Here is a 25,363-nt window from a genome sequence, read left to right on the forward strand (position 1 = left end):
GGAAATTGACTTACTTCGCCTTAACCTTCCCCGCCACCAGCAGCGCGGTCAGCAGCATCAGCGTGCCGGAGATCACCAGCGGTGACGTCAGCCCCAAATGGTCGAGCGCCACGCCGCCAATGGCAGCGCCGCAGGTATTTGCCAGCTGGATCACCGCCACCTGAATCGACCCGGCTTTTTCCGCCTGATCGGCAAGCGTGCGGGTGATCCACGTCGACCAGCCCACCGGCACCAGGGCAAAGGCCAACCCCCAGATAATCGCGATGGCAGACGCCACCCACTTATCGCTGCCCCACAGCACCAGCACCGCTGCGCTCGCTGCCAGCACCAGCGGCGCACCCGCCAGCGCCACCTTCAGGGAGCGTTTCAGGAACTGGGAAGACAGCGAGGTGCCGACAAAGCTGGCGATACCAAAGCTCAGCAGCACCAGCGTCAGGCCGTCCACGTCAAAGCCCGCCATGGTCATAAACACCGGGCGGATATAGGTAAAGAAGGCAAACTGCCCGGCAAAGGACATAAAGATGGCGGTCATCCCCGCCAGCACGCCGGGGCGCTTCAGCAGCGCGAACATGTTCTGTTTGTGGTGCGCCGCTTCGCCCGGCAGGGACGGCAGCGCTTTCCACACCCAAATGATGCAGAGCAGGCCCATCACCGCCGCGGCGTTGAAGACGTTACGCCAGCCGATAATCCCGCCGAGGAAGCTGCCGAGCGGCGCGGCAATCACCAGCGCGATAGAGACCGCACCGAAGATAACGGAAAGCGCTTTTGGCACCGTCCGCGCGGGCACCAGTCGCATCGTGAGCGAGGCCGACATCGCCCAGAAACCGCCTAATCCCAGCCCCAGGCAGGCGCGCCCCAGCAGCAGCAGGGTGAAGCTTTCCGCGAAGGAGACCAGCAGGCAGGAGAGCGTCAGCAGCACGCTGAACAGAATGACCACCTTGCGGCGGTCGATGGTGCCAATCACCTGGGTGATAAACAGGCTGGCGAACATCGCCACGAAGGCGGTAACGGTGACGGACTGCCCCGCCACGCCCTCGGAAATGCCCAAATCCTGCGCCATCGGCGTCAGCAGGCTCACCGGCAGAAACTCAACGGTAATCAGGCAGGCGACGCAGAACGCCACGGCGAAAACGGCCGACCAGTTGGGGCGAGAAACCTCTTTGGTCTGCGGTCTGGTCGTGGGCTGGATATGTTCTGTCATGGCGTCACCTGAAGATAAAAACGTGCGGAAAAGTCGCGCAGTTTATCATCAAAAGTGTGACGGATTTAACGATTTGACAACTTTTGTCGTTTTTACAGGGGATCAGTGCAGGTAAAACACGCCCTCTTCCGGCAGGAAGAGCTGGTTATAGCGAAGCTGGAAAGCGTTTAGCTCCTGCGGATCGGGCACCATCTCGCGCATGAAGCCAAGCGCCAGACGAATTTGCGCATCGGTAATGGGTGCGGCAAGGCGGGCTTTACGCAGAATGCGGTGCCAGGCGTGCAGGTTCTCCTCGCTGCCGTCGACAATGCAAACCTGCCAGATCAGCAGCATCTGCGCAGCGTTTTGCAGATGCGCCTCGTCGGGTCGCTCAAGGTAGCGGATAAACTCATTGCCGGGCGTTTTACCGAACTGGTCGATCATCGACTCGACCGGCATCGGGGTGATCCCCAGACGCTCGCTCAAACGTTTGATGGCGCGGCGGGAATCTGAGGTCAGGACGCGAAATCCCACCACAAACACCACGGCAAGCGTTGCCAGCATTATCCAGACCATGCGTTCTCCTATGAATTGCCGCTCATCATAGCGGGAAACGCAGGACGTCGACAGCGACAGGCATAAAAAAGCCCGGCATCACACACCGGGCAAAGAAGTTACCTGCACACTCAGGCTGTTTTTAATTTCTGCGCGCGATTTTCACGGCGAATCTTACGTTCTTCCAGCACCGCGACCATCGCCATCAGGACGATACAGCCGATGGCCGCCGCATCCAGCGCCGCGAAGGTGCCCGCCCAGCCGGTGAGGCCGAAAATTGGCGTGCCGTCGGCGATCATCCCCAGACCCAGCTTGGCGAAGCTGTCGCCGATCAGGTAGGCGAAGGTGCCTTTAATCCCATCGGCGGCGCCGATCGCTTTTTTCGGTACGAAGCCGACTGCCGCCACGCCGATCAGCAGCTGTGGACCAAACACCAGGAAGCCGAGCGCGAACAGGGACGCCAGGTAAACGTACTGGTTGCTGGCATGCTGGTAGACGCCGAGCGTGGCGATAATCAGCGCCAGCGCGACGCAGGCCACCAGCGCACGACGGCCGTTGGCGAGATCCGAGAGCCAGCCCCACAGCAGGGTGCCGACCAGGGCGCCCACTTCGAACAGGGTAAAGCCCTGAATCGCCACTTCTTTAGAGAGCTTCAGCTCCTGGAAGGCATACACGGTCGACCACTGGTCAATACCGATACGCACCACGTAGAGGAAGATGTTTGAGAAGCACAGCAGCCAGATCACTTTGTTTTTCAGCACGTACTCAACAAAGATCTGCCATTTGGACATCTCGTTTTCTTCGGTCTCTTTGTCCTCTTCGCTGATCTCCTCGCCGAACAGCTCTTCGGCTTTGCCGAGGCCGTAAGATTCCGGGGAGTCGCTGCCGTAGCGCAGGCCGATAAAGCCGACAATCAGGGCAATAATCGACGGGAAGATAAACATGCCGATCACGTGGCCGTCGAACAGGTAGTTTGCGCCAAACAGCGCCACGCCTGCCGCACCCGCCCCGCCTAGGTTGTGGGAGATGTTCCACATGCCGAGGTACGAACCACGCTTGCGGCGCGGGGTCCATTTGGTGATGGTGGAATAGCTGCACGACCCGCCGGTACTCTGGAAGAAGCCGCTCAGGGCGTAGAAGGCGATCATCATGAACAGGCTGACGGAGCCCGCGCCCATGCTGGCGCTGAAGCCGAGCATACAGATGGCGGAGAGGATCAGCATAAACGGCAGGAACTGCTTGGTGTTTTTGCCGTCCGCGTAGTAGGAAACGACGGTTTTACCCACGCCGTAGGTGATGGAGAAGCCCAGGCCAATCATCCCCAGCTGCGTCATGCTCAGCCCGTAGGTTGAGATCATGTCGTTCTGCGCGATGTTAAAGTTTTTGCGGATCAGGTACATGGTCAGGTAGCCGATGAAGACCACCAGATAGGACTGCATGAACGGTTTGAACCACATCTTGCGCCGCACGTCGAGCGGCAGATCCAGGGTCGGCTTGCGCACCTGGTTGAGGAAGGCCAGCATGGTTTGCTCCTGAGCTGATTTTTACCTGCGAATGGCAGGCATTGTAAAAATCAGCCGGGAGAGATGCCTGAGACAGCGTCCAGGTAAAACCGAGAAAATTTCCTGGTTTTGCGCCACTCGGGGCGAAAAGGTGAGACGCATCACGCTTCGCTCACCTCGCGCGGCGCCTGCGCATGCAGGAAGGGCAGCAGCAGCAGCGCGGAAATCCCCGCCGCGATGGCGATCACCGCAAAGAATCCGCTCCAGTGCCAGACGTCGATCACCCGCGCCAGCGGCCAGCCGGAGAGCGATGCGCCGAGGTAGGCAAACAGCCCGACAAAGCCCGTCGCCGCGCCTGCCGCCTCTTTGTGGGAACACTCCGCCGCCGCCATGCCGATCAGCATCTGCGGGCCAAACACGAAGAATCCGGTGGTGAAGAAGCACGCCGCCTGCATCACGTAGCTGGCGAACGGCATCAGCCACAGCGAGCCGACGGAGAGCAAAATCCCGGCGGCGAAAATCAGGTTCATCGGTCCACGATTGCCGTTGAACAGCTTGTCCGATCCCCAGCCCGCCACCAGCGCGCCGATAAACCCGCCCAGCTCGAACATCGTCACCGCCGAGTTGGCGGTCACCAGATCCACGCCGAGCGTCTCGGACATGTACAGGTTGCCCCAGTCGTTGATCGCCGCGCGCACCACGTAGACCAGCACGTAGCAGAGCGACAGCAGCCAGATGTAAGGGTTTTTCAGCACGTACTTGGTGAGGATCTCCCTGCGGGTCAGCCCCGCGCCCTCCTGCTGCTGGGCAATCTCCATTTCGTCGTGCCGCCAGTCGCCCACCGCAGGCAGGCCGACGGTTTGCGGCCGGTCGCGCAGGCGCCAGCAGAGAAACAGCCCGGCAATTATCGCCAGGCCACCGGCAATCATCATCCCCGCGCGCCAGCCGTAGTGCAGCGCCGCCGCCCCCACCACCATCGGAATCAGCGCCCCGCCGACGTTATGCGCGGTGTTCCAGATTGCCCACCAGCCGCCGCGCTCGTTGCGCGAATACCAGGCGGTGAGCAGGCGGGCGCAGACCGGCGCGCCCCAGCCCTGGAAAAAGGCGTTCAGCGCCCACAGCAGGGCAAAGGCCCAAAGCGACGTCGAGAAGCCAAACAGGATATTCACCACCCCGGTGGCGATCAGCCCAACGCCCATGAAATAGCGCGCGTTGGAGCGGTCGCTGACGATGCCGGAGACGAACTTCGACAGGCCGTAGGTGATGTAAAACAGCGTCGCCAGCAGGCCGATATCGGTGCGCGTCATCACGCCGCTGGCGAGGATTTCCGGCGCGGCGGCGTTGAAGCTTTTGCGGGTGAAGTAGAACAGCGCGTAGCCGAGCCAGATGGTCATCAGGATATGGCGACGCCAGTAGCGGTAGCGGGCGTCGATTTCCGCTTTATCGCCAATCGGCGCGGCGCTGGCAGGGGTTTTAAACATGGTAACTCCGTAGCGGCAGGCTGACGCTGACGCGCGTCCCGTGGGTGCAGGAGAGGTTCAGCGTGCCGCCCAGCGCCTTCACGCGCTCGCGCATGCCCGCCAGGCCAAAGCCCTGCTGGCCGGAACCCGGCGGCAGGCCGCAGCCGTCGTCTTCAATTATCAGCTTCAGGCTGTCGTCCTGCTGCCAGCCCTGGATCGTGACCGCGCTGGCGCTGGCGTGCTTGACGATGTTGTTCAGCCCCTCCTGACAGACGCGGAACAGCGTCACGCGCTGGCCTTCGCTGAGCGTAGATTCGTTAATGCGCCAGTCGAGATGGCTGACTATTCCGCGGCTTTCCAGCTCCATCTCGCGCATCAGGGAACGCACCGCCTGCTCCAGCGTAAGGTCGTCAAGCTGGCGCGGGCGCAGCCGTCCTAACAGGCGTCGAACGGAATCATAGACGCCCAGAGAAAGCTGTTCGATATGCGCCCCGCCCTGCTTCACGCCTGCGTTTTCTGCCGCCAGGCGCTGGACAATGCCCGCCTGGGTGCGGATAGCGGTGATGGTCTGGCCGATATCGTCGTGCAGCTCGCGGGCGACCTCCTGCCGCACGCTCTCTTCCGTCTCCAGCAGACGCTCCGCCAGGCGGCGGTTGCGCGCCAGCTCGGTTTGCAGGGACTGGTTCAGCTCGCGCAGGCGCTGAATGCCCGCGCCGAGCAGCAGCCCGGTCAGGCTCTGAGCCAGCAGAGAAAGCAGTAAATCAACAGGATGATCGTGCCAGGTCTGGCTGGCGATCAGCGCGATGGCGTTCATCAGCGTGGCGATCAGCGCCCCCTGCCAGCCGTAGTGCCAGGCCAGGGCGATAATCGGCAGCGCCAGACAAAACGGCGTGAAGCGAGAAAGCTCGGCGGGCAGGCCAAGCTGGAGCCACAGGCTCACCACAAACAGCAGCAGATACCAGATGAGGTGCCGGGCGCGCCAGTTCACCGGCTGGGAAACCAGCGCCGGGCCGAGCGGCTGCCAGACGGTGCTGGTGAGGTAGTGCCAGATCACCAGACAGGTTGGCGCGAGCGTCAGGCCGCCGGTCAGGGTCAGCAGCAGGGCGTTGAGCATCTCCTTCTCGCCGATCCACGGAAGCGACTGCAGCAGCGCGGCGGCCATCAGCGCCGCCCCCTGACGCAGCAGCGTGCGCCAGTCGCGCTGGTGGCGGTAGCGGGAAATGAGGGCAACCGGGAGAAGCGTCAGCAGGCTTCCGGTCATCAATAAGGGCAGGTGCGCGAGGGCAACCTCCTGCGCCAGCCAGACCAGCATCAGCCATTCAGCACCGAGCAAAACGGGCCAGTAGGCACGCGGACACTGGAGCATTAACCCCAGACGCAGGCGAAGGGAAACAGCAGCACCGCCAGCTCCGGGCGTTCCACCAGGTGCAGGCTGATGCTCCACAGGCAAAACCAGGCGGCGGAGAAGATAAAAAAGCTGGCGACGACGGCGATCAGCCGTGAAAAAGCGGAACTCATTGCCAGCTGTCAAACATGCGGCGCGCCAGCTCGACGTCGTTGCTGACGTTGAGTTTTTCCATCAGGTTGGCGCGGTGGACATGCACGGTTTTCGGGGACAGATCCAGCTCGGCGGCAATCTCTTTTACCGACATCCCCTGCGCGAGCTTCTCAGCCACCTGGCGCTCGCGCCGGGTGAGCGGATCCTGACGTCCGGCCGCCAGCTTGATGGCGATATCCGGCGTTAAATAGCAGCCGCCGGTGGAGACGGTGCGCACGGCGGCGATCAGTTCGTCGGGGCTACAGCGCTTGGAGAGAAAGCCGCGCGCGCCCGCGTTGAGGGCCTGCTCGACCAGCGCCGGGCTGTCGTGGACCGACAGCATGATCGTCGCCATCCCTTTCGGCAGCTGGCTTAGCAGCTCCAGCCCGGAGAGATCCGGCATCGAGATGTCGCAGATACAGACCTGCACCCCGCGCCCCGGCAGGCCCGCCAGCGCCTCGCGACCGGAGCCAAACTCGGCCACAACCTGAAAATCCGGTTCGAGGTTTAAAAGCTGGGCAAAGCCGGAGCGGACGATAAGGTGGTCGTCGATGAGAGCGATGGTGGTCATGTGTCTTCCTGCGGTCTGAAAACGCCGGATGGCGCTGCGCTTATCCGGCCTGCAAGCGCGACGCCTGCAGGCCGACCAAGGCGCTTACCTTAAGCGATTTATTCGAAAAACACCGCAATTTTGTTAAACATGGTGGGATCGGACTGGTTGCGCGCCACTCTGGTGACGTCTTCCAGCTTGTCGATCTGCGCCATCATCTGCTCCAGACGCTGGTCGTCGTTGACCAGCAGCCAGATGCGGCTGTGCTCGCTGCCCTGAATCGGCAGACAGAGAATGCCTTCCACGTTAAACGCCCGGCGGGCAAAGAGCCCGCAGACGTGGGTCATGACGCCAGGGTGGTTGCGGACGGTGAGTTCCAGAATGACGTTATCATGTTGTTTCTGCATGGCTTATTCTCCCACCATCTCGGTATTTGCCGCTCCCGGCGGCACCATCGGATACACTTTTTGTTCAGGGTCGATACGCACGTGGATCAGCGCCGGGCCGGGGCGAGAAATCGCGTCCTGCAGCGCCGCGTGGGCATCCTCTTCGGCGTTCAGATCGCAGGTGTGCAGGCCAAAGCCGGCGGCAATCTGCATGAAGTTAATCATCCCCGGGTAGGTCGCGGCAAACACGCCCTGCTTGTAGAACAGGCTCTGCTGCTGGTGCACCAGCCCCAGCGCCTCGTTGTTCATCAGGATGATTTTCACGTCTAACTGGTTTTCGGCCGCGGTGGCCATTTCCTGAATGTTCATCATCAGGCTGCCGTCGCCGGAGAAGCAGATGACCTTGCGGTCCGGGTTGGCGAGCGCCGCACCCACGGCTGCGGGCAGGCCGAAGCCCATGGTTCCCAGACCGCCGGAGGTCAGCCACTGGCGCGGACGGTTCAGCGGATAGGCCTGGGCGGTCCACATCTGATGCTGGCCCACGTCGGTGGTGATGATTGCGCTGTCGTCCACGCAGGCTGCCACGGCGTTGATCAGTCCGTAGTGGCTCAGCGGGTCGCCTTCGGTTGGGATGGCGCCCGGGAACTCGCGCTGCAGATCGGCCACCAGCTGGCGCCAGTCGGCGCGGTCGGCTGCGTCCGTCTGCGGGATCAGCTGCGCCAGAACCTCGGCCACGTCGCCCTGAATCGCCACGTGCGGCTGCTTGATTTTACCCAGCTCGGCGCGGTCGATATCCACGTGAATGATTTTGGCGTTCGGGCAGAACTGCTCGGTTTTGCCGATCGCCCGGTCATCAAAACGCGCGCCCATAACAATCAGCAAATCAGCCTCTTGCAGGATGTAGTTGGTGCTGCGCGCGCCGTGCATACCCAGCATGCCGAGAGAGAGCGGGTGCGCTTTAGGCAGCATGCCCAGCGCCATCAGGGTCATGGTGGTCGGCAGGTTGGCTTTCTCTGCAAACTGGCGGATTTCATCCGCAGCGTTAATCGCTCCGCCGCCCAGATAGAGCACCGGGCGTTTGGCGGCGTTAATCATGTCGGCGGCATCGCGCACGCTCTCAGCGCTGAATTCCGGCGCGGGGGCACGCTCGCCCGGCTCCGGCAGGACGTCGATCTCGATCTCAGCGGTCTGGACATCCTTAGGAATGTCTATCCACACCGGGCCCGGACGGCCAGACTGCGCAATGCGGAACGCATCGCTGATAACCTGAGGCAGCTCGCTGATGTCGCGAACTAAATAGTTATGTTTGGTGATGGGGATAGAGATGCCGTAGGTGTCCACTTCCTGGAACGCATCGGTGCCGATCATCGAGGACGGTACCTGGCCGGTAATGCAGATCAGCGGAATGGAGTCGAGGCGCGCGTCGGCGATGGCGGTGACCAGGTTGGTTGCGCCCGGGCCGCTGCAGGCCATACAGACCGCGGGTTTACCCTGCGTACGCGCCATGCCCTGAGCAATAAAGCCTGCCCCCTGCTCGTGGCGCGCCAGCACGTGGCGGATCTGCGTGCTTTGGCTTAACGCATCGTACAGCGGCAGTACCGTGCCGCCAGGGATACCCGCAACCGTGGTGATGCCCTGCCGTTCCAGCAGATGAACGATCAGCTGCGCGCCAGTAAAACGCGTCGTGGTGGATGTTGTGCCCGAACTTGCCATGCTCCAGTCCTTTTCTTCTGGGCCGACGTTCCGGGGAGGGTCCTAAACGAAAAACCCCGCCCGGTTTGCGCCGGCGGGGTTTTGGATTCGTGTGTTGATCCAGTCCCTACGGCGCATTGCCGACGACCACCACCACACGCACGACGACCACTGCGGCTGGTTGCGCAGTTTTTAGTAGGGTCGAAGTGAAGATGGATGAAGTCATTGGGGACCTGTGTTTGGAATCATTGATGGAATTTATACAAACACAGGTTTTCGGGCGTGACAATGGAAATATTTTCATCTGCGCAAAAATGCGCCAGGGATCACGTTTCAGTAAGTTGCTCGCTCATTCCAGGAGTCACTATAGATGACATTGCCGTCGCAATGCTTCCAGGTGATTTTCTCGTAGCGGATGAGAACCGTCTCAAGGTGTGTTCCGGTGTTTGCGCCTGGGTACAGGTCTGGTGTGATTGAGGTGATTTTCACATTCTCGAGGAGGATATTAAAATATTCCTGTTCAAAACCCGCCTCATTAATCTGGTACATCTTAATGGTGGCTGACTGGAGCGTTCTTCCTGTACTCAGCGCCCGAAATAAAATCGGGGTTACCCGATCAAATTCCTTCTGAAACATGACGGGCATGTGTATGCGCGTCCCCGTCAATTTTCCGGTATTCCCGTCGACTGGAATGTTAACATTATGAGTGAACGATTTGAGTTCAATTGCACCTTCACGCCCTGACACAAGGCAAGGTCCAACCATGGGAGAACCTTGTTCATCTGTTAGAAACAAATAAGCTGGGTTTGACATATAAAATCCTTTTTATAAAATTTAATCGTACTTATCAAAGCGGCCGAAAATTATCGGATGCACAATAATAAATACAACAATAGAAATGAATGTTAGTAATACCCAGTGGTCAGGCATCAACCACAGGAACAAAGAGGCGCACGCAAAAATATAAACGGGGAATAAAACATCCGAAAACAGAATTGATAGCAGACTCTTAAACATGCTCCTTGTCCTTTAAGTCGTCATAAATTGCATCGAAATCCTTATAGAATCCCATTTGCACCTTCTTAATGAGTTCAGACAGGAAAGGCTCAAAAAAGTAGTAAAGCATCTCCAGTTGTGCGGCATACAGGGTCGCGTAATACCTGGAGTCCAACGTTTTCAGGCGACGGGCAGCAAAAGCGCACTTCTGTTCCGTTCCAATTAATTGAAGCGCCATGACAACGTTAGGTACGCGGCGTGCAAGCCGTTCGACGACGATTTCAGAGAGCAGGCCAGATTCGGAAAGGGATTTGGCCAGCCCCAATGCTATCGCTAAACGCGCGGCCTTGTTTGTTGGTATGTTTTTAACAAGCCCGGTGACTTTTGAATCCATCTTACGAACGCGATTTTGTTCATTTCCATTTTCAGAATCGGTAATAACACGTTCAAAATAAAGATAGAGCATGTGTTCTATTACATCGCGATAACGGTAAAGCGAGAGAATTGAGAGATACATCCTCTTTTCTTCTGAGAGAAGCTCATCACACACATCGTGATAGCTGGGGATTAAGCATGATGAGTACCAGCTTACACGCTCGATTCCTGAGTAAATATCAGAACCGATCCCCTTTAATGCTCTCCATGTCCCTGCAACGCCTTGCTGTCCATAAATAGCCAACTGCCTGTCACTCTGGAACTTCATCTTTAAATAATCAGATGCTTGCATAATGTATCCATACAATATTTGCGACTCCTGGAATATACATTGAAAAGCGCTGAGTTTCAAACAAGTGAAATTATTTCAACTAAACATTCACGTAAAAAATAAGTTGGCTCACTTTTATTTATTAGTGTTATACGCGAAGTAATTAAATTACTTGAGAGGTATTAGTAAGTTATATTAGTTTACATATTAAGTGGTGTTATCTTACAAAATGAATCTAATACCTCTCCATTAAACAGAGCGGCTTAAGCGATCCGGCTAGCCCACATCGAAGCCAAACAGCAGAACCCTCGCTCATCCAGCAGTTTTTTATGAGGCACATCAGAAAACAAAAAACCCCGCCGGAGCGAGGTTTTTATCAGGGTTTTGCGGTTGGTCGCCGCAGAACACACTGTGTTACGTCAACGCAAAAAGTATACGCGATCGAAGACGAACGCGCAATTCCGGCACGGATTTTGACGTTTTTGAGTATGGATCGCCTTCCGGATTTTGTCCAAAAAATACTGTTCATACATACAGTATTTATCTATACTGAGGGTGTTCGCAGTGAGCGAGGGGGCCGCAGTTTTACCGGCGCAAAGAAGTCCTGGCTGAAACGGGTGGTGCCGTCAGTGCCTTAACCCCTGAAGTGAGCACACTGTGTTACGTCAATCCAGGTGCTGGCAACAGGCGGCGGAAAGGTACGCCAGCATCGTGCTCCTTTTAACCAAAAGGAGACGCGTATGAGCGTAGTGGATATGGTGATACTTATCCTCAAACTCATTGTTGCTGTACTGCAACTGCTTGATGCTGTCCTGAAATTCCTTCGGTAATTCAGGTTCAAGTCGCACCTGAGAGGGGCGGGAAACCGCCCCTCTTTAATAACGAGGGAATGCTATGTCGCGTCTGTTAATTGAGCCCGTCACACCGGATGAACCGGGGTATATCGCCCTGAAGGCTGAAAGTATCGCACTGAATTTCAACATGCTCCGCAGGCTCGAAGAGAACTGGCAGCGCGGCGAGAACCGCTTTAACGCGCCAGGAGAAAAGCTGCTGGGCGCGTTTCTCAACGGCAGGCTGGTCGGCGTGTGCGGCCTCAACCGCGATCCGTTCAGCCAGCAGCCGCGCGCCGGACGTATTCGCCATCTCTACGTCAGCGAGAAGTGCCGCGGGCTGGGCATTGGCAAACAGCTTTTAACCGTGGTGATGGCCGATGCCAGCATCTGGTTTGATTTTCTGAATACCCACGCGCCGGACACCGCGTATGGCTTCTATCGCCAGGCGGGTTTTACGCTGGTCTCGGACGAGCCGCGGGTGACGCACCGTCTTTTTTGTGCCCTGTAACCGGCTGGCAGCATCAGGGTGTGAATGTTACAGTTGAGTGACAATTCATCACCCGATACGCCATGACCACCACCGTTTTCTGCATTTTGCTCTTCGCCGCGCTGCTGCATGCCAGCTGGAACGCCATCGTTAAGGCCGGAACGGACAAGCTCTATTCCGCGATAAGCGTCAGCGGATCCGCCACGCTTATCGCTCTGGTCTTACTGCCGTTTTCCCCACAGCCATCTGCTGCAAGCTGGCCGTTTTTGATCGTCTCCTGCGCCTTACAGGTGGTGTACACCGTGCTGGTAGCGAAGACCTATCAGGTCTCCGATATGAGCCAGACCTATCCCCTGATGCGCGGCACCGCCCCGCTGCTGGTGGCGCTGATCGGCGTGCTGGCGCTCGGCGATCGTCTCTCCTGGCTCGCCTGGTCCGGCATCGGGGTAATTTGCCTTTCGATTCTGGCGATGGCGATGCATGGCCGCATGCAGTCACGCAAAGGGATCTGGCTGGCGCTGCTGAACGCCTGCTTCATTGCCGGGTATACGCTGGTGGACGGCACCGGCGTGCGGCTGTCGGACACCGCGCTGGGCTACACGCTGTGGACCTTCTTTATGAATGGCTTCTGCCTGCTGAGCTGGGCGATGGTGGCGCGTCGGCGCGAGGCGTCCGGCTACCTGCGCCTGCACTGGAAAAAGGGGTTACTCGGCGGGGTGGGCACCATGGGCTCTTACGGTCTGGCGCTTTGGGCCATGACGCAGGCACCGCTGGCGGTGGTCGCGGCGCTGCGTGAAACCTCGATTCTTTTCGGGGCGCTGATCGCGTTTGTCCTTTTAAAAGAGAAGGTTGCGGGCCTGCGCATCGCGGCGGCGCTGGGTATTGCTGGCGGCGCCATTCTGCTGCGCCTGGCGTAAATCACTGGCAACATTAGTTGCCGTTCTTGTTTACAAATCCTGCCTTTCCCGGTTTTTTCATTCACCACGACAATGCTTAAATTGTCATCTCTCTGTGGTAGATTCCTCGCGCATTTATGGGAATGCGCAGTCACTTATTCTTCCTTTTTCTCTTTTGGCAAAAGTATTCAGCGACATGAAAAAACAAAGGAACGTTAACTTATTGTTGATGCTGGTGTTACTGGTGGCCGTCGGTCAGATGGCGCAAACCATCTACATTCCAGCGATTGCCGACATGGCAAAGGAATTGAACGTCCGCGAGGGCGCGGTGCAGAGCGTGATGGCAGCCTACCTGCTGACCTATGGCGTTTCGCAGCTCTTCTACGGCCCGCTGTCTGACCGCGTCGGGCGTCGCCCGGTGATCCTGGTGGGCATGAGCATTTTCATGGTGGCGACGGTGATTGCCATTACCACGCACAGCCTGACCGTACTGATTGCCGCCAGCGCCCTGCAGGGCGTCGGGACCGGCGTCGGTGGGGTGATGGCGCGAACCTTACCGCGCGATATGTATCAGGGCACCCAGCTCCGTCATGCCAACAGCTTGTTGAATATGGGTATTCTGGTCAGCCCGCTTCTCGCCCCGCTGATTGGCGGCCTGCTGGACACGATGTGGTCCTGGCGCGCCTGCTACGCCTTCCTGCTGGTGCTGTGCGTCATTGTCACCTTCAGCATGGCGCGCTGGATGCCGGAAACGCGCCCGCAGGACGCGCCGCGCACGAAGCTTATCACCAGCTATAAAACGCTGTTCGGCAACGGGGCGTTTACCTGCTACCTGCTGATGCTGATCGGCGGCCTGGCGGGCATTGCGGTGTTTGAAGCCTGTTCCGGCGTGCTGCTGGGCGCGGGGCTGGGCCTGAGCAGCATGGTGGTGAGTATTCTGTTTATTCTGCCGATCCCGGCGGCGTTCTTCGGCGCGTGGTTTGCCGGACGCCCAAATAAACGCTTCTCCACCCTGATGTGGCAGTCGGTGATCAGCTGTCTGCTGGCGGGTCTGATGATGTGGATACCGGGGCTGTTTGGCGTGATGACGGTCTGGACGCTGCTCATCCCGGCAGCGCTGTTCTTCTTCGGCGCGGGGATGCTGTTCCCGCTAGCGACCAGCGGCGCGATGGAGCCGTTCCCGTTTCTCGCAGGCACGGCTGGCGCGCTGGTAGGCGGTTTGCAGAATATCGGCTCCGGCGCGCTGGCCTGGCTCTCGGCGATGATGCCGCAGACCGGGCAGGCTAGTTTGGGCCTGCTGATGACGCTGATGGGGCTGCTGATTTTACTGTGCTGGCTGCCGCTGGCGTCGCGTGTTCCGCATCACGAGCAGCCGGTTTAACCGCATGATGGCCCGGCTTCTCGCCGGGCTTTTCACAAACGGGCGCAATCATCGCCTGCAACAACGGCTCCGGCGCGGGCCGCCAGGCCCCCTCTTCCCCGTCGTAAAACTGGAAATCCGCGTTCAGCGCATACGGGATTTTCGCCTTTTGCAGCTCGCAGGCCATAAAGGTGGAGAACGCCATTTGCGAAGCGGTTGGCGTAAGGTGGTTTGACTCTCCCACGCCCCAGCCCCCGACCCAGCTCACGTGCCCGGTTTTTTGCTGCCAGCGCAGCGCGGTATTGATACGATTATGGATAGCCGCTTTCTCCGCCGCCGTGCCGGACGTCCACGGGTATTTACCGCTATTTTTCAGCGGCCCCCACGGGAAAATATGCCACTCCGCCAGCAGGTAGTTTTGACTGTGCGCGGGCAGCTTCAGGCTGGATAAATCCTCCGGCGCGGCGCGCAGGCGTGGCGCAACAAAGATCATGCGCTGCGGGTCCATGTCGTGGATCGCTTTAATGGTTTTTTCATACACGCGGTTTAGCGACGCGAGGTTGTGGTTAAGCTTGTCGGCCGGCTCATAGATGAGATCAAAACCCAGCAGCGGATAGCTCTGACCGAAATAGTGCGCCACGGCAATCCACCAGTTGATCGTCTCTTTCTCGTTATCGGCTTTCGGGTCGTTTTTATACTCATCAGCCTGATAAGCGATAATCGGGATCACGCCATACTGCTCGCAGGCTTCTACCAGCTTGCGCAGGTGAATTAGCCGCGCTTCCGTCGGCTCATCGGCGACGCGAATGCGCACGTGGGTAATGCCTTTTGCACGAAAATCGCGCACCACCAGCGGGTCGAATTCGCGTATGCCGCGCTCGGTGCGCGCCCAGTCCACATCCATCCCGACGCCCAGCTGCTGCGCATAACGGGCAGCCGTCAGCGGCGGCTCAGCGGCAATCGCCCAGCCGGAAGAGATCAGTAATGCACAGGCAATAAAAGGCTTTAACACGGTTTACCCTGGATAAATCGAAAGCATTACCTGTATTTAGCACGCTTTTTCACATTTCGTGTAGAGCGAAAGCGTAATAATTCTTCAACCTGCCAGTTCTCTCAGCCAGCCGATAAAGGCGTCTATTTTCGGCCACTGTCGGCCAGAGAGCGTCGAGATATAGTAGTGCTGATGGCATTTCAGGGTCTTTTCACCAAACGGGGCGATAAGCTCGCCCCGTTCGAGCCGTTTCTGCACCAGCCGCTTTCTGCCCATCGCGACGCCGACGTGGTTGATGGCCGCAATAATCGCTAAATCTGAGCGATCGAAACCAATGCCCGACGATGGCGGCATATTCACCGCAAAATGTTGCGCCCAGCTCAGCCACTCATCCGTGCCGGAATCGTTGCTCCAGGCCTGACGGTCGTGCAGCAGCGTGCAGTGGCTGAGGTTATCGGGGTTTTTCAGCAGCTCATGCTCGCGGGCATACTGCGGCGAGCAGACGGGCAAAATCTCCTCGTCCATCAGGAAGTGATGAGAGAGGTGGTTTGGCGGCGTATCGTCGAAATAGAGCGCCAGATCGACGCCCGTTCGCTGCATATTAACGTAATCATTGCCGGTCAGGATGGTGAGTGAAATCGACGGATAGCGGCGGGTAAAGTCCCCCAGCATGGGCACCAGCCAGCACTGAGCGATCGACGGCCGGGAGTAGACCGTCAGCGTGCCGGACAGCGCCTGGTTTTTGATGTCCAGGATCTCCTGATTCAGGGTGTCGAGGGACGACTTAAGCGTCCAGTAAACGCGCTTTCCCTCCTGCGTCAGCTCAACTTTACGGTGCGAGCGGACAAACAGCTGAATACCCAGCTCCTCTTCCAGCAGGTTGATGCGGTGGCTCACCGCGCTTGGGCTGAGCGACAGCTCCTCCGCCGCCAGGGCGAAAGACTCATGCCGGGCGGCCACTTCAAAGGTGTACATTTTCGACAGCTGCCAGCCGTTTAACAGGCGGTTTCTGGCTTCATTCGCATCGGTCATCACAATTCTCACGCGAGTTTTCTGCGCTCAGCATACCGCTCAAGGGTGAATTTATGTGAACCTAATACGAATTAAGTGCGCTTTTTAGACCGCAGTCACTCAGTTGATCCAATCTGGCTCACCTGAACGCCAATTTATATCGTTTGTCAGCCCACGCCGTTTTTTCGTCCAATACCCACAGATGACATAAGGGTGAGGTGAGATATGGGATCTCAGGTCTGGGTTGTGGCAACGCTGCTGGTCAGCATTGTGTTAATTGTTTTAACCATCGTTAAGCTGAAGTTTCACCCGTTCCTCGCGCTGCTGCTGGCGAGCTTTTTCGTCGGCGCGATGATGGGGATGAGCCCGCTGGATATGGTGAATGCCATTGAGAGCGGAATTGGCGGTACGCTGGGCTTCCTGGCGGCGGTGATTGGTCTGGGCACCATTCTCGGCAAGATGATGGAAGTCTCCGGCGCGGCAGAGCGCATCGGGATCGCGTTGCAGCGCTGCCGCTGGCTGTCGGCGGACGTGATTATGGTGCTGGTGGGTCTTATCTGCGGGATCACGCTGTTCGTGGAAGTGGGTGTGGTACTGCTGATCCCGCTGGCGTTTTCCATCGCCAAAAAGACCAACACGTCGCTGCTCAAGCTGGCCATTCCGCTCTGTACCGCGCTGATGGCGGTGCACTGCGTGGTGCCGCCGCATCCGGCCGCGCTGTTTGTGACCAATAAATTAGGCGCGGACGTCGGAACGGTCATTGTCTACGGTTTGATGGTGGGCCTGATGGCCTCGCTGGTCGGCGGCCCGCTGTTCCTGAAACTGCTCGGCAACCGTCTGCCGTTTAAACCGGTTCCGGCGGAATTTTCAGACCTGAAGGTGCGGGAAGAGCACACCCTGCCGTCGCTGGGCGCCACGCTGTTCACGGTGCTGCTGCCGATTGCCCTGATGCTGGTGAAAACCATTGCCGAGCTGAATATGGCAAAAGAAGGCACGCTGTATACGCTGCTGGAGTTTATCGGCAACCCGATCACCGCGATGTTTATCGCCGTGTTTGTCGCCTACTACCTGCTGGGGATACGCCAGCATATGGGCATGGGCACGATGCTGACGCATACCGAGCACGGCTTCGGCTCTATTGCCAACATTTTGCTGATTATCGGCGCGGGCGGCGCGTTTAACGCCATCCTGAAAACCAGCGGGCTGGCGGATTCGCTGGCGCATATTCTCTCGAACCTGCACATGCACCCTATCCTGCTCGCCTGGCTGGTGGCGCTGGTGCTGCATGCCGCCGTAGGCTCCGCGACGGTGGCGATGATGGGCGCCACGGCGATCGTCGCGCCGATGCTGCCGCTCTATCCAAACGTGAGCCCGGAAATCATCACCATTGCCATCGGTTCCGGCGCCATTGGCTGCACGATCGTGACCGATTCCCTCTTCTGGCTGGTGAAGCAATACTGCGGCGCGACCCTGAATGAGACCTTCAAATACTATACGACGGCGACGTTTATCGCCTCGGTGCTTGCACTTGGCGGCACATTCCTGCTTTCCTTCATTATCTGAGCGCGAAGAGACGTATTATGGAAAACGCAACTATCACTACTTTAACCGCACAGTTTCCTCTGGTTGAGGATCTGATCGCCCTGAAAGAAACTACCTGGCTTAACCCGCGCACCACGACGCTTGCAGAAGGGTTGCCCTATGTCGGGCTGACCAAAGCCGACGTGGACGACGCGCACGCGCGCCTCAACCGCTTCGCGCCGTATCTGGCGAAAGCCTTCCCGGAAACGGCGGTAACGGGCGGGATTATCGAATCCGAGCTGGTCGCGATCCCGGCGATGCAAAAGCGGCTGGAGAGAGAATCTGGTAAGCCTATTCCCGGCACGCTGCTGCTGAAAAAAGACAGCCATCTGCCGATTTCCGGCTCGATTAAAGCGCGCGGCGGCATCTATGAGGTGCTGACCCATGCGGAAAAACTGGCGCTGGAAGCCGGGTTGCTGAGCATCGACGACGACTACAGCATTCTGCTGGAGCCGCGCTTTAAGGACTTCTTCAGCCAGTACAGCATTGCGGTAGGCTCAACCGGCAACCTCGGGATGTCCATCGGCATTATGAGCGCACGCATCGGCTTTAAGGTGACGGTGCATATGTCCGCCGACGCCCGAGAGTGGAAGAAAGCCAAACTGCGCAGCCACGGCGTCATCGTCGTGGAATATGAGCAGGATTACGGCGTGGCGGTGGAGCAGGGACGAAAAGCGGCGGAAAGCGATCCGAACTGCTTCTTCATTGACGATGAAAACTCCCGCACCCTTTTCCTGGGCTATGCGGTGGCGGGCGAGCGGCTGAAGGCGCAGTTTGCCGAACAGGGCCGCGTGGTGGATGCGGACCATCCTCTGTACGTTTACCTGCCGTGCGGTGTCGGCGGCGGCCCCGGCGGCGTGGCATTTGGCCTGAAGCTGGCCTTTGGCGATAACGTCCACTGCTTCTTCGCGGAGCCAACGCACTCCCCGTGCATGCTGCTGGGCGTCTACACCGGCCTGCACGATGAGATCGCGGTGCAGGACCTGGGCATTGATAACGTCACGGCGGCGGACGGGCTGGCGGTAGGACGCGCCTCCGGCTTCGTGGGCCGCGCGATGGAGCGCCTGCTCGACGGGTTCTACACCCTTTCCGACCAGAGCATGTATGACATGCTCGGCTGGCTCGCGCAGGAGGAAGGGATCCGCCTGGAGCCGTCGGCGCTGGCGGGCATGGCCGGGCCGGTGCGCGTTCATTCGCATACCAACGTTACCCACCTGGTGTGGGCAACCGGCGGCGGAATGGTGCCGGAAGACGAGATGGCGAAGTATTTAGCAAAAGGCCGTTAATCGTAGGCCCGGTAAGGCGTAGCCGCCACCGGGCTTACAGGCTCAAAATTTGCTGAATATGGGTTACCGCAAACAGCAGCGACAGCGAGAGAACAGCGAGCGCGATCAGGAACTTATCCCGCACCGCTTTCGGCTGTACAAAATCGTTCTGCGCCACGTCCATCAGGTTACGGCTGCGGGTATAGCGCCATAAAATAATGGCCACCAGCGCCAGCACGACAATAGAAATCCAGAAGGGCACCCCGGTGCGGTGCCAGTTGTGCTTGATCGCCAGGGCAATCAAAGCGCCATACCCCAGCAGCGTGCGCAGCCAGGCCAGCGACGTCCGCTCCGGCTGCAGGCCGGGGTCCGCTTCGCGCCGCGCTTTGCGGCTATCCGCCATAGAACACCAGCACCATCACCACGCCCGCCACCGTCAGCAGAATCGTGCTGACGATCAGCAGCCCGCGCGTATAGGGCAAATCCTGCTTCAGGCGCATCGCCTTCTCATTGCGCAGCCAGCGCAGGTAGCCGTAAATCGCCAGCACGCCCGCGCACAGGCACAGCAGCAGCGCCAGCACTTCGCGAATCAGCGGCGTGGCGAAATCTGGCGCGAGCTGGTCGAGGCCGACGCCGGCGGCAAGAAAGCCCAGCGCGGTACGGATCCACGCTAAAAAAGTGCGCTCATTGGCCAGAGAGAAGCGGTAGTCCGGCGCTTCGCCGAGGCGGGAAATTTTCATGAGGGTTCCTTGTCGTGCTCCAGGCAGGCTTCAGCATAGCGTAAATCGACAAGGACAAGGAGACCGGCATCGGGCGATGCCGGTCAGGACGATTAGTGCAGCGCTGGCCAGAAGTCCTTATTGGCCTCGATCAGGTCATCCAGAATCGCTTTCGCGACGGACGCGCTCGGCACGGTTTTCGACAGGGTGATCGCCTGCCAGAGTTTCTGGTACGAGCGCTGCTCCCAGGCATCCACCACCAGTTTTTCCACCGCCACCTGCTGGCTCATCAGCCCTTTCTGGAAGTGTGGAATATCGCCCACCGTAAGCGGCTCTGGGCCGTTATGGCCTACCAGGCAAGGGATCTCCACCATCGCGTCGGCATCAAAGTTATGGATGGCCCCGTTGTTTGGCACAATCAGCAGCATCCGCTCCTGGGTGTTGAAGGCAATCGCCGTCGCCAGATCGACGATGTACGACGCATGTTCGTCGATTTCCAGCTCACCGGCGGCGGAGTGACCGGCTTCAATAATCGCCCGGCAGGCGCTGAACACGTGCTTTTCACGGTGATCCATGACCTCATTGGCGCGGGTGCGTTCCGGGTTGGAGTGGGCGACCACGTAGTCCGGGAACAGGTAATACTTCAGGTAGGTGTTTGGCATGGTATCCGGATCAAGCGCCTGTACGTCTCTGGCTTTGGCAAAGGTATCGTTCCAGCTCGCTTCGGTATGCGCATCTTCCGAAGGCGGCACATAACCGTTTTTCGCCACGTATTCGCGCAGTTTCGGCATCAGATCGTTGCCGTTGAGATCTTCAATCGACGTCCACCAGCCGAAGTGGTTCAGGCCGTAGTAGCGCACGCGCATCTCTTTGCGGTTTTTCAGGCCGACAATCTGCGCCATGCGCCCTTCAATGCCGATCGGCATATCGCAGATGTTGAGGATTTTGGCGTTCGGACGCAGGCGGCGCGTGGCTTCCGCGACAATCGCCGCCGGGTTGGAATAGTTCAGCATCCACGCGTTCGGGGAGTACTGCTGCATATAATCCACCAGCTCCAGCACGCCGCCGATAGAGCGCATGCCGTAGGAGATGCCGCCCGGTCCGCAGGTTTCCTGGCCCAGCACGCCATGGCGCAGCGGAATTTTTTCATCTTTTTCACGCATCGGGTATTTGCCCACGCGGATATGCGCCATCACAAAATCCACATCGGTAAACGCCGCTTTAGGGTCGGTGGTGTAGCTGAATTCAATCTCCGGCGCCTGCTCCCTGAGGATGATTTTGCACGCTTCGGCGATGGTTTCCTGACGCGCGCCGTCGTTGTCATAGAACTTCAGCGCGCGCAGCGGGAAACGGTCGCGGTTGGCTAACAGCATCAGGACGATACCAGGCGTAAAGGTACTGCCGCCGCCTGCAATAACAACTGAGAATTTTTTCATGATATAGCCTCTGTCAGGGTGGTTTGTTCATTCGTTAAAGGGGTTTTCATCAGCGATTCCAGCTGGTCGCGCACCTGAGGAACGTGCAGGCCGACAATCACCTGAATGCCGTTGCCGCGTCGCACCACGCCGTGGGCGCCGAGGGCTTTGAAGACGTCATCGCTTTGGGTTTTCGCCATATCCACCAGCGCAATGCGCAAGCGGGTGGCGCAGTTGTTGATGCTTTCGATGTTGGCCGCGCCGCCGAGCGCCTGCAGGAATCCGGCGGCCTGCCCTACCTGCTGGCTGGCCGCCGCCGGGGCGGTGGTTTGCCCGCGCGCCGCCTTATAGTCGGCCTTGCTGTAGAGTTTGATTTCGCTCTCTTCCCGGCCCGGCGTTTTCAGGTTCAGACGTTCGATCAGCGTTTTGAAGACCACGAAGTAAACCCCGGTGAAGCAGACGCCGATTCCGATCTGGGTGAATACCGTCGAGGCGTGGTTGTGGAACATTGGGATCCAGTTTTGCGGCAGGAACTGGTCCAGCAGGCCGCCGCCCATGTTCCCGACCACGCCAAAGGCGTACATCACCGTTGCCATGGTGGCCGCCAGCACGGCGTGCACGGCAAACAGCAGCGGCGAGATAAACAGGAAGGTGAACTCAAGCGGTTCAGTGATGCCCACCAGCACGGCGGTGAGCGTGGCCGGGACCAGCAGCCCCGCCACCTTGACGCGGTTTTCCGGCGACGCGGTGTACCAGATCGCCAGCGCAATCCCGACCGAGCCAAACACTTTTGAGTTGCCGTGCAGCGCGAATCCGCCTTCCGGGAAGAGGGTTTTCAGCGGCAGGGTGCTCTGGCTGAATTCCTGCAGGTGCTGTGCCCAGTAGACCTGAATGCCGCCTTCCACCGCCGCCGGGCCGAAGATGAACGGACCGTAGACGAAGTGGTGCAATCCGGTTGGGATCAGAATGCGTTCCAGGAAGGTATACACCCACACGCCCAGCGCACCGGCGGAGCGCAGGAACGCCTGCAGGGACTCGATGCCCATCTGCACTTTCGGCCAGCCCAGCAGCGTCAGCCAGGCGCAGGGGATCATGACGAAGAACGCGAGGATAACGACAAACGAGCTGCCCTGGAAAATCCCCAGAAACACCGGCAGCGGCTTGTCGAAATAGCGGTTGTGGATGGCGGTGACGATGCCTGAAATCACAATGGCACCGATGATGCTGGTATCGAGCGTTTTGATCCCGGCAATCATCGCCAGCCCGCTTCCGGCCGTCGGTTCGGCGGAGAAGTCGACGCCGAAGAAGTGGCCCCAGGTCATCCCCATCGCGTTGATGAAGTAGTTCCAGGTCAGGAAGCTAATCAGCACCGCAAGACAGGCGCGGCCCTGCGCCTGCTTCGCCAGGCCAATCGGTAAGCCAACGGCAAAAATCAGCGGCATATTGCGAAACACCGCCCAGCCGCCCTCTTCAATGATGTGGACAATCTGCGCGAAAAGATGATCGGGGGCCGTTAAGGCTTCGCCGACAAACAGCGGGTTGCGAAGCATGATGGCGATTCCCACCACGATCCCGGCGAACGGAAACAGCAACACCGGGGTAAACATGGCACCGCCAAAACGTTGTATTTGACTGAGCATTTTTAAATCCTCATGAAACAACCTGTAGGGGTAGAGGCCTTTATGGTTTTTTGCTGGCCTGAGGTGAGCATAAGAAGTTACTGATGCGCGAACATGGCGTGCCGCTGCGATTCGTGATCGCATTCATGGTTTTATTTTGACCAATCAGGTCTACTTTTTGACGTAAATATGGACATGTCAGAACGCAATCCACGCCCTGATAACGGCAGAGAGGTCTACTGGTGATCTACAAATCCATTGCTGACAGATTGCGGCTGCGGCTGAATTCGTCGGACTACAACGTCGGCAGCCCGCTGCCCGGCGAAAAAGCGCTGGCGCAGGAGTTCGGCGTGGCGCGAATGACCATCCGCAAGGCGCTGGATCTGCTGGTGAGCTGGGGGCTGGTTGAGCGTCGGCACGGCAGCGGAACCTTTGTCTCACGCAAAGACGTTCACCACGAAACCACCAACCTGACCGGGCTGGTGGAGGTGCTGCGTCAGCAGGGAAAAGAGGTGCAGAGTAAGGTCTTACAGTTTGAAGTGATGCCCGCCCCGCCCGCCATCGCAAGCCAGCTGCGGATTCAGGTGGATGAGCGGATCTACTTTTCCCGACGGGTGCGCTACGTGGACGGGAAGCCGCTGATGCTGGAGGACAGCTTTATGCCGGTGAAGCTGTTCCGCAATCTGTCGCTGGCGCATCTTGAGGGGTCTAAGTTTGATTACATCGAGAAGGAGTGCGGGATCACCATCAGCGGCAACTACGAGAGCCTGACGCCGGTGCTGGCAGATAAAACGCTGGCCGGTTATATGAACCTGCCGGAACAGACGCCGCTGCTGCGAATTACCTCTCTCTCCTACAGCGACAGCGGCGAGTTCCTCAATTATTCCGTGATGTTCCGAAATACCAGTGATTACCAGGTGGACTACCATCTGCGGCGCATCCACCCGGATGACCTGCTAGCTCATCCCCCAGAACAGCACCGCCAGTAGCTGCGGGGTGATGATGCGCAGGAACATCACCAGCGGATAGACGGTGGCATAGGAGAGCGCGGCCGCACCGCTGGTGGCGTGCAGGTTGTTGGCAAAAGCCAGCGCGGGCGGATCGGTCATGGAGCCCGCCAGCATCCCGCACAGCGTCAGGTAGTTCATTTTGGCGAACATCCGCGCCAGTATTCCCACCGTCAACAACGGGATCGCCGTGATAAAGATGCCGTATCCGACCCAGCTCATCCCTTCGCCCTTGACCAGGGTATCGACAAAATCACCGCCGGATTTCAGGCCGACCACCGCCAGGAACAGCACGATACCCAGCTCGCGCAGCGCCAGGTTGGCGCTCGGCGGCATAAACCAGTAGAGCTTCCCGATACAGCCGATACGCCCGAGGATCAGCGCCATAATCAGCGGCCCGCCCGCCAGGCCCAGCTTGAGCGCCACCGGGAAGCCCGGCACGTACACAGGAATAGAACCGAGCAGCACGCCGAGCCCGATACCGATAAACACCGGCAGCATCTGCACCTGCTGCAGTTTTTGCTGGGCGTTACCCACCATATCCGCCACGGCGTCGATGGACGACGGGCGCCCGACCAGGTTGAGGATATCCCCGAACTGCAGGCTGGCCTCCGGGCTGGCGACCAGTTCAACACCCGCACGGTTAAGGCGAGAGATCACCACGTCATAGCGCTCTTTTACCTGCAGATCGCGTATTTTCTTGCCAAGAACGTGTTCGTTAGTCACCACAACGCGTTCCACGCGCATATCGGTGCCGCGGGTTGAGAGTGAAGTATCCACTTCCTGGCCAATCACCAGCCGCGCGTTGTTTAAATCCCCGGGCTGCCCGACCAGGTGCAGCAGATCGCCCTGCCGAATGACGGTGCCGGGCGCGGGCACCATCAGCATATCGTCACGCTTGAGGCGGGAGCAGATGATATTGGCGCTGTTGAGGATCGGCACGTCCTGAATCGCCATATTGTTCAGGTTGGGGTTATCGACCCGAATGTTGATGGTTTTGATCGGCATATGGCCGTTGGTGAGCGTGGTTTCGTGGTCCTTTGCCTCTTTGTCGACGTTAATGCGAAACAGGACGCGTACCAGCCACATGGAAAGCAGAATGCCGCAAATCCCAAACGGGTAGGCCATGGCGTAGCTCATCCCCATCTGGTCGACGATGCCGGGTTCGATACCCAAATCGCGCAGGATTTGCTGCCCGGCGCCGAGCGCAGGCGTGTTGGTAACCGCCCCGGAGAAAATGCCCAGCACCACGGGAAGCGGGATATCGAAGATTTTGTGCAGAATTGCGGTGACCAGCCCGCCCATCACCACTATGCCGAGGGCAAACAGGTTGAGCCGTAATCCGGAGACCCGAAGTGAGGCGAAAAAGCCCGGTCCCACCTGAATACCGATGGTATAAACGAAGAGGATCAGGCCGAACTCCTGAGTGAAGTGGAGCATTTCGGCGCTGAGGACCAGCCCGAGCTTGTCGGCGAAGTGCCCGACAAAAATGCCGCCAAACAGCACCCCGCCTATCCCAAACCCGACGCCACGGATTTTGATATTCCCTATCCACAGGCCAACAACAGCGACCAGGGCCAACACGCTTACGGTTAACGCGATATCACTCATGATC

Annotated in this window: 24 protein-coding genes and 1 pseudogene; 7 read left to right on the forward strand and 18 right to left on the reverse strand. The window is 58.8% G+C overall.

Going from position 1 to position 25,363, the window contains the following annotated elements:
* Nucleotides 1–10: 10 nt before the first annotated feature.
* The 11 genes and pseudogenes from nepI to USF70_RS20145 form a co-directional block, all read right to left on the reverse strand.
* Nucleotides 11–1,201, reverse strand: coding sequence for a purine ribonucleoside efflux pump NepI (gene nepI / locus USF70_RS20095; protein ID WP_033144329.1), 1,191 nt, complete (start codon nt 1,199–1,201; stop codon nt 11–13).
* Nucleotides 1,202–1,303: 102 nt separating this feature from the next.
* A complete protein-coding gene (locus tag USF70_RS20100; RefSeq protein ID WP_320735959.1) occupies nt 1,304–1,756 on the reverse strand; it encodes a DUF1198 domain-containing protein in 453 nt (150 codons plus the stop codon).
* A 110-nt stretch (nt 1,757–1,866) separates the two neighbouring features.
* On the reverse strand, nt 1,867–3,258 hold the full coding sequence (uhpT, locus tag USF70_RS20105; RefSeq protein WP_023333957.1) for a hexose-6-phosphate:phosphate antiporter: 1,392 nt from the start codon (nt 3,256–3,258) through the stop codon (nt 1,867–1,869).
* 140 nt (nt 3,259–3,398) lie between these two features.
* Complete coding sequence (locus tag USF70_RS20110) at nt 3,399–4,718, reverse strand: MFS transporter (protein ID WP_236902755.1); 1,320 nt, start codon at nt 4,716–4,718, stop codon at nt 3,399–3,401.
* Nucleotides 4,711–6,215 (reverse strand): annotated as a pseudogene (gene uhpB, locus USF70_RS20115) (signal transduction histidine-protein kinase/phosphatase UhpB). Before uhpB ends, USF70_RS20110 begins: the two are co-directional and overlap by 8 nt.
* Nucleotides 6,212–6,805 carry a transcriptional regulator UhpA gene (gene uhpA, locus USF70_RS20120; protein WP_022646555.1) on the reverse strand — a complete coding sequence of 198 codons (594 nt, stop codon included), beginning with the start codon at nt 6,803–6,805 and terminating at the stop codon, nt 6,212–6,214. Before uhpA ends, uhpB begins: the two are co-directional and overlap by 4 nt.
* A gap of 98 nt (nt 6,806–6,903) precedes the next feature.
* Nucleotides 6,904–7,191 (reverse strand): acetolactate synthase small subunit, encoded by a 288-nt coding sequence (gene ilvN / locus USF70_RS20125; protein ID WP_033144334.1) that lies wholly within the window; start codon nt 7,189–7,191, stop codon nt 6,904–6,906.
* A 3-nt stretch (nt 7,192–7,194) separates the two neighbouring features.
* Nucleotides 7,195–8,883 (reverse strand): acetolactate synthase large subunit, encoded by a 1,689-nt coding sequence (gene ilvB, locus USF70_RS20130; RefSeq protein WP_064673035.1) that lies wholly within the window; start codon nt 8,881–8,883, stop codon nt 7,195–7,197.
* A 106-nt stretch (nt 8,884–8,989) separates the two neighbouring features.
* Nucleotides 8,990–9,088, reverse strand: coding sequence for an ilvB operon leader peptide IvbL (gene ivbL, locus USF70_RS20135; RefSeq protein ID WP_057979964.1), 99 nt, complete (start codon nt 9,086–9,088; stop codon nt 8,990–8,992).
* 107 nt (nt 9,089–9,195) lie between these two features.
* The gene (locus tag USF70_RS20140; RefSeq protein ID WP_320735960.1) at nt 9,196–9,675 is read right to left on the reverse strand and encodes an Hcp family type VI secretion system effector; all 480 of its coding nucleotides are present in this window, start codon (nt 9,673–9,675) and stop codon (nt 9,196–9,198) included.
* 196 nt (nt 9,676–9,871) lie between these two features.
* Complete coding sequence (locus USF70_RS20145; RefSeq protein WP_221703318.1) at nt 9,872–10,585, reverse strand: hypothetical protein; 714 nt, start codon at nt 10,583–10,585, stop codon at nt 9,872–9,874.
* A gap of 719 nt (nt 10,586–11,304) precedes the next feature.
* Between USF70_RS20145 and tisB the strand changes: the two genes are divergently transcribed.
* From tisB to emrD, 4 genes are all read left to right on the forward strand, one after another.
* Nucleotides 11,305–11,394: a type I toxin-antitoxin system toxin TisB gene (gene tisB / locus USF70_RS20150; RefSeq protein WP_023309830.1), complete on the forward strand. Its 90-nt coding sequence runs from the start codon at nt 11,305–11,307 to the stop codon at nt 11,392–11,394.
* A gap of 64 nt (nt 11,395–11,458) precedes the next feature.
* Nucleotides 11,459–11,905, forward strand: a complete 447-nt coding sequence (locus tag USF70_RS20155) for a GNAT family N-acetyltransferase (protein ID WP_214539129.1) — start codon at nt 11,459–11,461, stop codon at nt 11,903–11,905.
* Nucleotides 11,906–11,967: 62 nt separating this feature from the next.
* On the forward strand, nt 11,968–12,801 hold the full coding sequence (locus USF70_RS20160; RefSeq protein WP_045888268.1) for an EamA family transporter: 834 nt from the start codon (nt 11,968–11,970) through the stop codon (nt 12,799–12,801).
* 175 nt (nt 12,802–12,976) lie between these two features.
* On the forward strand, nt 12,977–14,161 hold the full coding sequence (gene emrD / locus USF70_RS20165; protein ID WP_237845223.1) for a multidrug efflux MFS transporter EmrD: 1,185 nt from the start codon (nt 12,977–12,979) through the stop codon (nt 14,159–14,161).
* On the opposite strand, the gene USF70_RS20170 is transcribed toward emrD, so the two are convergent.
* Together USF70_RS20170 and dsdC are read right to left on the reverse strand one after the other, a co-directional pair.
* On the reverse strand, nt 14,064–15,152 hold the full coding sequence (locus tag USF70_RS20170) for a cellulase family glycosylhydrolase (protein ID WP_023309826.1): 1,089 nt from the start codon (nt 15,150–15,152) through the stop codon (nt 14,064–14,066). The genes emrD and USF70_RS20170 overlap by 98 nt on opposite strands.
* Before the next feature lie 84 nt (nt 15,153–15,236).
* Entirely contained in the window at nt 15,237–16,163 is a 927-nt protein-coding gene (gene dsdC, locus USF70_RS20175) for a DNA-binding transcriptional regulator DsdC (RefSeq protein WP_069303447.1), read from the reverse strand.
* 204 nt (nt 16,164–16,367) lie between these two features.
* Between dsdC and dsdX the strand changes: the two genes are divergently transcribed.
* Nucleotides 16,368–17,705 (forward strand): D-serine transporter DsdX, encoded by a 1,338-nt coding sequence (dsdX, locus tag USF70_RS20180; protein WP_023309824.1) that lies wholly within the window; start codon nt 16,368–16,370, stop codon nt 17,703–17,705.
* 17 nt (nt 17,706–17,722) lie between these two features.
* The gene (dsdA, locus tag USF70_RS20185) at nt 17,723–19,009 is read left to right on the forward strand and encodes a D-serine ammonia-lyase (RefSeq protein WP_196355195.1); all 1,287 of its coding nucleotides are present in this window, start codon (nt 17,723–17,725) and stop codon (nt 19,007–19,009) included.
* 34 nt (nt 19,010–19,043) lie between these two features.
* Here the strand turns inward: dsdA and USF70_RS20190 are convergent, their stop codons facing one another.
* The 4 genes from USF70_RS20190 to USF70_RS20205 form a co-directional block, all read right to left on the reverse strand.
* Entirely contained in the window at nt 19,044–19,391 is a 348-nt protein-coding gene (locus USF70_RS20190) for a DUF202 domain-containing protein (RefSeq protein ID WP_047059222.1), read from the reverse strand.
* Nucleotides 19,381–19,728, reverse strand: a complete 348-nt coding sequence (locus USF70_RS20195) for a YidH family protein (RefSeq protein ID WP_039260367.1) — start codon at nt 19,726–19,728, stop codon at nt 19,381–19,383. The genes USF70_RS20190 and USF70_RS20195 overlap by 11 nt, the downstream gene beginning before the upstream one ends.
* Nucleotides 19,729–19,820: 92 nt before the next feature.
* A complete protein-coding gene (locus tag USF70_RS20200) occupies nt 19,821–21,143 on the reverse strand; it encodes a 6-phospho-alpha-glucosidase (protein WP_033144346.1) in 1,323 nt (440 codons plus the stop codon).
* Complete coding sequence (locus USF70_RS20205) at nt 21,140–22,762, reverse strand: alpha-glucoside-specific PTS transporter subunit IIBC (RefSeq protein WP_045888265.1); 1,623 nt, start codon at nt 22,760–22,762, stop codon at nt 21,140–21,142. The genes USF70_RS20200 and USF70_RS20205 overlap by 4 nt, the downstream gene beginning before the upstream one ends.
* A 221-nt stretch (nt 22,763–22,983) precedes the next feature.
* Here USF70_RS20205 and USF70_RS20210 point away from each other — a divergent pair, with 221 nt between their 5' ends.
* On the forward strand, nt 22,984–23,730 hold the full coding sequence (locus tag USF70_RS20210; RefSeq protein ID WP_033144348.1) for a GntR family transcriptional regulator: 747 nt from the start codon (nt 22,984–22,986) through the stop codon (nt 23,728–23,730).
* Here USF70_RS20210 and USF70_RS20215 read toward each other — a convergent pair.
* The gene (locus USF70_RS20215; RefSeq protein ID WP_039260365.1) at nt 23,698–25,359 is read right to left on the reverse strand and encodes a putative transporter; all 1,662 of its coding nucleotides are present in this window, start codon (nt 25,357–25,359) and stop codon (nt 23,698–23,700) included. The genes USF70_RS20210 and USF70_RS20215 overlap by 33 nt on opposite strands.
* Nucleotides 25,360–25,363: the final 4 nt, after the last annotated feature.

It is taken from the genome of Enterobacter sp. 237C8 (assembly GCF_034106865.1).
Classification (GTDB): domain Bacteria; phylum Pseudomonadota; class Gammaproteobacteria; order Enterobacterales; family Enterobacteriaceae; genus Enterobacter; species Enterobacter asburiae_B.

Excerpts from the sequence above, each read along its gene's own strand:
- uhpA (WP_022646555.1), bottom strand. The coding sequence starts at position 6,805 with ATGACCACCATCGCTCTCATCGACGACCACCTTATCGTCCGCTCCGGC.
- USF70_RS20155 (WP_214539129.1), top strand. The coding sequence starts at position 11,459 with ATGTCGCGTCTGTTAATTGAGCCCGTCACACCGGATGAACCGGGGTAT.
- ilvN (WP_033144334.1), bottom strand. The coding sequence starts at position 7,191 with ATGCAGAAACAACATGATAACGTCATTCTGGAACTCACCGTCCGCAAC.
- USF70_RS20140 (WP_320735960.1), bottom strand. The coding sequence starts at position 9,675 with ATGTCAAACCCAGCTTATTTGTTTCTAACAGATGAACAAGGTTCTCCC.
- emrD (WP_237845223.1), top strand. The coding sequence starts at position 12,977 with ATGAAAAAACAAAGGAACGTTAACTTATTGTTGATGCTGGTGTTACTG.
- dsdC (WP_069303447.1), bottom strand. The coding sequence starts at position 16,163 with ATGACCGATGCGAATGAAGCCAGAAACCGCCTGTTAAACGGCTGGCAG.
- ivbL (WP_057979964.1), bottom strand. The coding sequence starts at position 9,088 with ATGACTTCATCCATCTTCACTTCGACCCTACTAAAAACTGCGCAACCA.
- USF70_RS20195 (WP_039260367.1), bottom strand. The coding sequence starts at position 19,728 with ATGAAAATTTCCCGCCTCGGCGAAGCGCCGGACTACCGCTTCTCTCTG.
- ilvB (WP_064673035.1), bottom strand. The coding sequence starts at position 8,883 with ATGGCAAGTTCGGGCACAACATCCACCACGACGCGTTTTACTGGCGCG.
- USF70_RS20110 (WP_236902755.1), bottom strand. The coding sequence starts at position 4,718 with ATGTTTAAAACCCCTGCCAGCGCCGCGCCGATTGGCGATAAAGCGGAA.
- nepI (WP_033144329.1), bottom strand. The coding sequence starts at position 1,201 with ATGACAGAACATATCCAGCCCACGACCAGACCGCAGACCAAAGAGGTT.
- USF70_RS20100 (WP_320735959.1), bottom strand. The coding sequence starts at position 1,756 with ATGGTCTGGATAATGCTGGCAACGCTTGCCGTGGTGTTTGTGGTGGGA.
- USF70_RS20215 (WP_039260365.1), bottom strand. The coding sequence starts at position 25,359 with ATGAGTGATATCGCGTTAACCGTAAGCGTGTTGGCCCTGGTCGCTGTT.
- tisB (WP_023309830.1), top strand. The coding sequence starts at position 11,305 with ATGAGCGTAGTGGATATGGTGATACTTATCCTCAAACTCATTGTTGCT.
- dsdX (WP_023309824.1), top strand. The coding sequence starts at position 16,368 with ATGGGATCTCAGGTCTGGGTTGTGGCAACGCTGCTGGTCAGCATTGTG.
- USF70_RS20145 (WP_221703318.1), bottom strand. The coding sequence starts at position 10,585 with ATGCAAGCATCTGATTATTTAAAGATGAAGTTCCAGAGTGACAGGCAG.
- USF70_RS20200 (WP_033144346.1), bottom strand. The coding sequence starts at position 21,143 with ATGAAAAAATTCTCAGTTGTTATTGCAGGCGGCGGCAGTACCTTTACG.
- USF70_RS20205 (WP_045888265.1), bottom strand. The coding sequence starts at position 22,762 with ATGCTCAGTCAAATACAACGTTTTGGCGGTGCCATGTTTACCCCGGTG.
- USF70_RS20190 (WP_047059222.1), bottom strand. The coding sequence starts at position 19,391 with ATGGCGGATAGCCGCAAAGCGCGGCGCGAAGCGGACCCCGGCCTGCAG.
- USF70_RS20160 (WP_045888268.1), top strand. The coding sequence starts at position 11,968 with ATGACCACCACCGTTTTCTGCATTTTGCTCTTCGCCGCGCTGCTGCAT.
- uhpT (WP_023333957.1), bottom strand. The coding sequence starts at position 3,258 with ATGCTGGCCTTCCTCAACCAGGTGCGCAAGCCGACCCTGGATCTGCCG.
- dsdA (WP_196355195.1), top strand. The coding sequence starts at position 17,723 with ATGGAAAACGCAACTATCACTACTTTAACCGCACAGTTTCCTCTGGTT.